Raw genomic sequence first — 8,691 nt, forward strand, 5'->3', positions numbered from 1 at the left:
GGACACGCTTGAGAGCGCCACAAGGTTCCATCATGCGAATCGGCCACCAACAGCACCCAGGCCGCGAAGAAGACTGGCCCCCAAGTTTTGGCCTTTTTAACCCCTCTTTTTCAACAGGCTGCTAAGCACCTTCTGCCATTGCTCGCGCTCCAGCAGCGGATGATGCGGACGCAGATCGCGATCCGTGAAGCGCCACCAGCCGCTGGTGAGGCCGAAGACGGCGTTCAACCATAAATGCGGCGTGGCGACATCGACAAAGAGCAAACTGCCGCCGGGGGCGAGCAGGTGGTTGATGTTGCGTAGCGCGTAGCGCACGTCGCTGACGGCATGAATGACGTTGGTGCCGAGAATGATGTCGAAAGAACCGAGTTCGAACTCCTGCTCATTGCCGGGCTTTTCGAGATCGAAGGTATGAAACTCGACTTCGGGATAAGCGGCCAGCTTTTGTCGCGCAGCGGGGAAGAAGGCAGCGGAGACATCGCTGAACACATATGAATGCACACCGCGCTCGATGAGCGGCAGCACCTGTGAGGCGAGACCGCCGGTGCCTGCGCCGACTTCCAAAATGCGCAGTCCGCGTCCTTCGGGAAGCTGACGTGCAGCCTCCGCCACCGCGCTGCCGATTGCGGCAAGCCAAGGACTCGTGACGAGGCCATCGCCATAAAATTGATCGAGCAAATCGGTGCCGCCGCTGGTGAACAAGACCTGCACGGCCTCCTTTTCACCACGCATGATGGGGCCGAGATCTGCGCACGTCGCGCCGCAGATCAGAGCCTCGGGCAGGTGCCCCGGATACTTGCCAAGACTATCGCTGAGGAGGCTGGAGGCCGAGTCCGCAGCTTCACTGAACGCAGGTGTGGTCTGGTAGCCTGAGCCTTCCCGGCTGAGCAGTCCCTGCTTCACCAGATTGTCCATCAACTGCACGAATGAACGACGCATGGATTCGGCAACGCCGAGTGATTTGGCCGTGAAGCTTCCCTCCACGCCCATGGTACGCAGACCGCTGGCGACTTGCGCGGCGGTCAGTTCATCACCTGCGGCACTCGCGGCATCCAGATTAGCGCGGCCACGCATGTCGAGCACTTCATCCAGCGCGTGCTGGGCCACTTCATGCAGTCGGGTCAAGTCCACAGGAGCAGGAGAAGCGGAGCGTGATCCAGTGGGTCGATTTTCCCAGGCAACGTGGTAGGTCACATCACGGCCTTTGCCGGTTTTGCCCGTGCGCTTGGCTCCTTCCACGCTGATGGCGCGGAAGCCGTCGATGCGGACACAGGGCCGTCCGGCTTCGTCAAACAAGTCGATGCCGCCTTCGACAAACTCGTCGTTGGCCTGTTTCACACCGGCACGCACGAGACTCGATGCTCCAGGCGAACGCAGGAACAGGATACGGGCAAAGCGCACAGGGAGTCGCAGTCCGGCCGTGCGGCCTTCAATCGTCGCAGCGCCTGCGGAGAAGATTTGCAACGCGCCGTCAAAGAGCACGGGATGCAGCGGATACTCGGAAGCACGTTGCGCAATCGTTTGGCCCAGCGAAACACGACCTGAGGACTTGCCAGCGCCTGCGGACAGTTCGCGGATGGGGCGGAATTCCTCGCCGTAGCGCAGACCCATGTCGGCCATGTGGCCGTAGAAAGTGTCGAGACCGACGTTTGGCAATGTGGATGCCTCCCAAGCCGAAGTGGCAAAGGAGGATTCGGTGCGTTCGCCGCGCATGGAGCCGACGACATGCGTGGACCATGAGGCACCGCTTTCAAAGCGGCTCTGAATGCTGAACGTGCGTTCCGTGAGATCATACGTCAGCTCCAGTAGCAGGCCGGAGGGTGGATCGGGAAGGATGAGCGGCTTGCGGATCTCGAAGTCCTCAATGACGAAGGCTTTGCCCTCAAACAACTGCACACCGGCTTCGAGCACCATTTCGACAAAGCCTGCGGCGGGGAAGATGATGAGATTTTCGACACGATGATCCTTCAGGAAGGCCATGTGGCGGTTATCGAGCCGCGTGATCCACGTCGGTGTAGCGCGAGCAAGTCGGATGTCGAGCAAGCCGCGGCCACCAGGTGCGAGGCGGCCTTCACGCATGTCGGCGGACTCATTCCACCACCGCGCTTTGTCCCATGAGTAGGTGGGTAGTGTGAGATGACGGCGCGATGGCGTGAGAGCCTTGAAGTCGAGCACGACACCGGCGAGATGCAGATCCATCGCGGTTTCGAGCAACGATTCATGCTCGCGTTCACGACGCGCTGAAGCCAGCACGGCAGTTTTGCCGCTACTCTCGCCAAGGCATTCCTGGATGGAACGCACCAGCGCAGGATGCGCGCCGATTTCGAGCCAGGCATCGACACCGAATTCCGACAAAGCGCCAATCGCAGAGGCGAACTCCACAGGTTGCCGAACTCCGCGCGACCAATGGCCTGCATCGCATGATGCGCCATCGAGACGCTGACCGGTGACGGTGCTGAAGAACGGAAGTGTCTCAGGCGTCGGCGTGAGATCAGCCAGCGCAGCCTTCAAGGCATCAGCAGCAGGTTGCATCATCGCGTGATGGAAGGGATGGCTGACTTGCAGGAAGCGGGCGAAGACGCCCTTCGATTCCAGTTCGGCAGCGATGACTTCCAGTGAGGTCTTCAAGCCCGACAGCGTGAGTGAGCGAGGTCCATTGAAGGCAGCGATGCTCACCGTGCGGTCATGTTTGGCGATCACCGCACGCGCCTCGTCGGGGCTCATGCCGACTGCGAGCATGGTGCCGCCAGCAGCGGCGCACTCATCCATGAAGCGTCCGCGCAGCACGATGATCTTCGCAGCTTGGTCCAGTGTGAGGATGCCTGCGATGCAGGCTGCGGCGACTTCACCCACACTATGCCCAACGACGGCCGCAGGCTGAATGCCCCACGACTGCCAAAGCGCTGCGAGCGCCATCTGCATAGCGAAGATCGCAGGCTGCGAGATCTCGGTGCGCTGCATTTTTGTCTCAGCTTCGGGACGATTGAGTTCGTCCATCAGCGAGAACTTGGCCCATGGGCGCATGGCCTTGTCACAGGCCTCGATCATGCGTTTGAAGACCGGCTCATGCTGCATGAGTTCGCGGCCCATGCCCTGCCACTGTGGCCCCTGACCGCTCATGACGAAAACAACACGCGCAGCCTTTTCGGGGCGCGGTGTGAAGGACGTGCGCATTCGTGGACCGGGTTGACCGGTCGAGAAGGCGCTGAGTTCCTGCACCATCTCGCCAAGCGTGCGCGCCGTGAGCGCGAGGCGATGCGAATGATGATTCCGCCGAGCACCGAGCATGTAAGTGAGGTCTGGGAGCAGCGGCGAGCTACCATTCAGCTTCGAATGATCATCCACCCAAACGCTCAACTGCCACGCAGCGGCACGCAGCGCTTCTTCTGAGCGTGCAGAGAGCGTCAAAGGCCAGGCGCGGCTTGTGTCAGGACTCACATGCGCTCGTGGTGCCTGCTTCGGAGCTTCCGAGAGGATCACATGAGCGTTGGAGCCGCCAAAGCCGAAGGAGTTGATGCCCACAAGACGAAGATCACCCGTTCTGGCAAATGCCTCGTTCGACACAGGCACGCGCAGCTTCAACGCGGTGAAGTCGATGTGCGGATTCGGTGTTTCAAAATGCAGAGTGGCCGGAATACGCGCGTGCTTGAGCACCAGCGCGGCTTTGACCAGACCAGCGACGCCAGAGGCCGTTTCTAAGTGACCGAGGTTCGTCTTCACCGAGCCAATGAGGAGCGGAGCATCTGCTGTGCGGTCGGCGCACAACGCTTCAGCCAGTGCATGTGCTTCGATGGGATCACCCACCGCCGTTCCGGTGCCGTGCGCTTCGACATAGCCAATTTGTGATGGCTCGACGCCAGCGATCACGCACGCATCGTGCACGAGTCGTGCCTGGGCTTCAGGACTTGGCAGTGAGATGCCGTTCGTATGGCCATCCGAGTTCACCGCCGAGCCGATGATCACTGCGTGGATCGGATCACCGTCCGCGATGGCATCCGAGAGCTTCTTCAAGAGCACCATGCCAGCGCCTTCGCCGCGAACGAAACCATTTGCCGAGGCATCGAAGGCCTTGCATTTGCCTTCGGGGGAAAGCATCCCGGCTTGTGAAAAGCCGATGAAGCCATCCGGCGTGATCATCACGGTCACGCCACCAGCCATCGCTGTTTTGCAGTGTCCGGCCAGGATGTGCTCGCAGGCCACATGCACGGCGGTCAATGCAGAGGAACAGGCGGTATCCATCGCAATGCTCGGCCCGGTGAGGTTCAAACAATACGAGATGCGGTTCGCCGCGATGCTGTGTGCGCTGCCGGTCGGCGTGTGAGCGCTGATGCCTGCACGATCCGTGGCCGTGTGTTGCAGCCCTTGGTAATCATTGTGCGAGATGCCGACAAAAACACCGATGTCGGTGCCTTTGTCGAGATCGAGCACCACGCCCGCATCTTCAATGGCTTCATAGGCTGTTTCGAGCAGGAGGCGCTGCTGTGGATCAATGTAAGGTGCCTCGCGCGGAGAGATGCCGAAGAACTGCGGATCGAACTGGTCAATGCCCTCAATGAATCCACCACGTTTCGCGATGGTCTTGCCGACGATGCCCGGCTCTGCGTCGTAGAAGCGTTCCACATTCCAGCGATCCGCCGGCACGTCACTCACGGCTTCGCGGCCATCTTCCAGCAACTTCCAGAATGACTCCGCGTCATTCACCCCACCAGGGAAACGGCAGCCGATGCCAATGATCGCGATGCCCTCCTTGTTTGGCGTTGCAGGCGGTGGCGAGGAAACAGAATGGGCGAGTGTGGGCATGTTCAATAAGGGAAAGAGTTCACGGCCCCGCTGCATGAAGCCGCCTCCACCGTTCGATCAGAATCAGGTGTGGGCTCCCTAGCTACCCGACCTGCTGTTCATACGCCATGGGGTGAAACCCTACCTCGACATGTCATGCGATGGAGATGGGGTGTATCCCTACCTGGGCAGATAAGCATTGCCTTTGACCTCCCAAGCAGACGATAGCAGACGCCTATGTGTGGCATTGCTGGTGTGATGGACCTGGCCGGTAGGCGAACGGTGTCCGAAGGTGTGGTCGAACGTATGGCGCGGGCGCTGATCCATCGGGGGCCGGACGAAGAAGGCTTTTTGCATCGGCCCGGTGTGGCGCTGGCTTCGCGACGACTGAGCATTGTTGGCTTGGCGGATGGTCAGCAGCCGATGTGCAATGAGGATCAGAGCGCATTCACGGTCTATAATGGCGAGTTCTTCGACTTTCCCGAGAAGCGCGCGGAGCTGGTGGGGCGTGGGCACCAACTACACACACACTGCGACACGGAGATCATCCCGCATCTGTGGGAGGAGAGCCGTGAAGGCATGTTTGAGCGGATGCGCGGTCAGTTTGCGGTGGCGCTTTATGATGTGCATCGGCATCAGCTCACGCTGGGGAGGGATCGCTTTGGCATCTCGCCGCTTTATTGGACGCGCCAAGGCGACTGGCTGCTGTTTGCCTCTGAGATCAAAGGGCTGCTGGCATCGGGCATGGTGACGGCAAAGGCCGATCTGCGTGGGCTGGATCACATCTTCACCTTTGGCGCGATGCCGGGTCCGGTGACGTGTTTTGAAGGCATCCGGTTGCTGCCAGCGGGGCACTATTTGCAGATCACACCGGGGGATGCGGAGCCGATCAAGGAGCGTGCCTATTGGACAATGGATTTCCCCAATCACGGCGATGAAGACCCTCAAGCCGATCCGCGCAAGCTGGTGGATGAGTTTGAAGATGTCCTGCTGAAAGCCGTGGACAAGCGCCTGCGAGCTGATGTGCCAGTGGGCGCGTACCTCTCCGGCGGACTGGACTCCAGCATGATCGTTGCGATGGCGTGCAAGCTCAAAGGCACAGCCATCAACACCTACACGATCCGCGTGGATGATCCGAAGCTCGATGAACTCAGCGCCGCGAATAACACGGCCAAGCACATCGGCACGAAGGCTCCCATCGTGCAGGAGTTTCGCGCCAGCGATGCGCTCGACATGTATCCCCAGCTCATCCAGGCCGCCGAAGCCCCCGTGATCGATACTTCCTGCGCGGCGCTGCTGATGCTGGCGCGGCGAGTTCATGCCAACGGTCAAAAGGTGGTGCTCACGGGCGAAGGCGCTGACGAATGGCTGGCGGGTTATCCGTGGTACAAGATCGCGAAGATCTTCGGTGCGATGGATGTCATTCCTGGCCTGCGATTGAGCGACATGGCGCGGCGTGCGTTTCTGCGGCTGAACAAGGTGCCCCACTACCCAGCCACGAGCCGGAAAATGTGGGAAGACGCTGTCGGTGGCCCAAATGCATGGATCGACAGCTACGGCGTGCTGGCGCTCTCGAAGCTGCGCTTCTACGGCGAGCCGATGCGCGAGGTCCTGGCTGAAGCACGACCTTGGGAAGACCTGGGCATGAATCTGGATCGCGCGAAGCACTGGAGTCCGCTGAACCGCAGTCTGTGGGTCGGTGCGAGGGTCACGCTGGCCGGGCATTTGCTGCAAGCGAAGGGGGATCGCGTGGCGATGCACTCCTCGGTGGAGGTGCGCTATCCGTTTCTCGATGAAGACGTGTTCGACTTTACGGCCAAGTTGCATCCGCAGTGGAAGCTGAACGGCTTCCGTGACAAACATTTGCTGCGCCTTGTCGCCGAGCGCTGGCTGCCCAAAGAGATCGCTCGCCGGCACAAGGTCATCTTCCGCGCCCCGCTGGACAGCTTCCATATTGATCCCGAGCCAAAGTTTGTGGGTGAACTGCTGAGCGAAGAATCGCTGCGCCGCACCGGCTACTTTGACATCGCTCAGGTGCGGCATTGGCGGAAGGCGTTTCGTGAACTGCGTGTTGGCTCACTGCCGCGCCTCTCGGTGGAAATGGGACTCGCGGCGGTCGTCGCGACGCAGCTTTGGCATCACACTTTCATTGATGGTTCACTGGCGGATCTGCCAAAGTGGTCCGCACAGTCCTCTGTGCGGCGTGTGGAAGGCTCCTGATTAACGTCACGACGTTGGCGCGTCGCACACGGACGGCTTTGGGATCTTGCGGGGTGCTTTGGTGTTGCGGAGCCCCGCACAGAGGACTGTGCGGACCACTATTTACGGCAGCTTCGCCAGAGCTTCGCGACCGCGTTGCTTCAATTCAGGGTCGTCGTGCTCCATGTTGGGCATCGACATACCCTTCTGGATGAATAGCCGTGCTTCAGCGTTTTTGCCCATCTGAGCGTAGGTGCGTCCGAGTTCGATGTAGTGCCTCAGACGGTTGGGATTGATGGCGATGGCTTTATCGAAGCAGGCCACGGCGGCTTCGTTCGTGGTGGTGGGCAGCTTGCCGTAAAGGAGTCCGCCCAGCGCACGTTTGACACCGCCGACGTTGGCGAGTGCCTGATGCCAGCGGCCGAGCACATGCCAGGCCACGTCGTTGCGTGGATCGAGTTTGATTGCCTTGTCAGCACCCGCCTTGATGCGTGGCGAGGCGTCCACCTGCTCCTTGCTGCCCTGAAGCGGCAGCATCTTGCCATAAGTGATGGCGGGGGAGAGTTGGGCCTCGGAATCATTCGGGGCGAGTGCCGCAGCGCGCTTTCCATAGCCGAGGGCCATTCCGCCCAGCCTGAGCTTCTCCGCGCTCGATGAGGCATCCGTCATCAGATGGCGATACTGCCGCGCGATGCGCAACAGCAGCGGCACGTTCTGTGGTTCCAGTTTTTCGGCAGGCAGATAGTGTTGGAGAGCTTTGTCGGCTTGAAATTTGCGGTCAAAGGCGTCGCCGCTGCCCATGAGGTCATTCGCTGATTGAGCGTGGCTCGCCGGGCTGATGAGCAGCAAGGCTGCGATGATGAGTGAAAATGAAAGGTGCATGATGTTAGAGTTTGTTTTCGATGAGTCGGCCTGCGTTTAAGAGTTCTGCCTCGCTCAGGCGCGGCCCGACGAGTTGCAGGCTGGTCACAGGAATGGTCTTGCCTCTGGCTGGCATCGCGATTGGCACCGCGAGCGCGGGATTGCCCGCAAAGTTCACACCCACGGTGTTTTGCATGTCGAACACGCGCCATTCAAACACCGCGTCCGATCCCCAGAAAGGCATCTTTGGCGGCAGGCCTTGCAGCGTCGGCACAGCAATGAAATCCACCTGCTTGAAGACTTGGCGGAGGTCACGCTGCCATGCGGCTTTGCGTTTCAGTGCCGCCTGGTAGTCGCCTTTATACTCGAGTTCTCCTGACATGATCACGAGCTTCGTCAAAAGGCTCACGCCCTTTTGGTTGGCATACTTTTGATCATTCTGCCAGGTGTCGCCCAGAGCCACCACCTTGCCATCTTCCTCCGCCTGTTTCCATTTTGCCTGAAAGCTCTTGTTGAGCCGGATGACCTTGAAGCCCTTCGCTGCCAGTTCCGCATCAATGGCTTTGTCGATCTCCGGGTCCGTGCCATCCAGATGCAACCGCCCGATGGTGATGTGCCGGGGCAAGGGTTTGTCTGCGACGGCTTCCTGGTAGCGTGTTTCAAAGCCTCGCTGCAATAGGTTCATGCCTTGGGCCAAATCGCTGATGTTTCTAGCCATCGGCCCGACGGTGTCCAAATGCTTTGGTGAGATGGGAAACACGCCCTTGGTTGAAACGAGGCCAAAGGTAGTCTTCAAGCCGTAAACCCCGCAGCAGGCCGCCGGCACACGGATCGAACCGCCCGTGTCCGTGC

The 8,691-nt window shown here is 60.2% G+C and carries 4 protein-coding genes; 1 reads left to right on the forward strand and 3 read right to left on the reverse strand.

Translation table 11 applies throughout. The features are described from left to right. Positions 1 to 96 precede the first annotated feature (96 nt). Entirely contained in the window at positions 97 to 4,800 is a 4,704-nt protein-coding gene (locus ACILSI_RS26160) for a beta-ketoacyl synthase N-terminal-like domain-containing protein (RefSeq protein ID WP_395724875.1), read from the reverse strand. A gap of 216 nt (positions 4,801 to 5,016) precedes the next feature. Between ACILSI_RS26160 and asnB the strand changes: the two genes are divergently transcribed. Further along, positions 5,017 to 6,999, forward strand: a complete 1,983-nt coding sequence (gene asnB, locus ACILSI_RS26165) for an asparagine synthase (glutamine-hydrolyzing) (protein WP_395724876.1) — start codon at positions 5,017 to 5,019, stop codon at positions 6,997 to 6,999. Positions 7,000 to 7,101: 102 nt separating this feature from the next. Here asnB and ACILSI_RS26170 read toward each other — a convergent pair whose 3' ends face one another. Continuing rightward, positions 7,102 to 7,860: a tetratricopeptide repeat protein gene (locus ACILSI_RS26170; protein WP_395724877.1), complete on the reverse strand. Its 759-nt coding sequence runs from the start codon at positions 7,858 to 7,860 to the stop codon at positions 7,102 to 7,104. A 4-nt stretch (positions 7,861 to 7,864) separates the two neighbouring features. Beyond that, positions 7,865 to 8,691, reverse strand: an 827-nt coding sequence (locus tag ACILSI_RS26175) for an amidase family protein (RefSeq protein ID WP_395724878.1), incomplete at its 5' end; no start/stop codon positions are given.

This window comes from Prosthecobacter sp. (assembly GCF_044232965.1).
Lineage (GTDB): Bacteria > Verrucomicrobiota > Verrucomicrobiia > Verrucomicrobiales > Verrucomicrobiaceae > Prosthecobacter.

Bases quoted from the DNA above. Each gene is read 5' to 3' on its own strand.
- ACILSI_RS26160 (WP_395724875.1), bottom strand. From the start codon at position 4,800: ATGCCCACACTCGCCCATTCTGTTTCCTCGCCACCGCCTGCAACGCCA.
- asnB (WP_395724876.1), top strand. From the start codon at position 5,017: ATGTGTGGCATTGCTGGTGTGATGGACCTGGCCGGTAGGCGAACGGTG.
- ACILSI_RS26170 (WP_395724877.1), bottom strand. From the start codon at position 7,860: ATGCACCTTTCATTTTCACTCATCATCGCAGCCTTGCTGCTCATCAGC.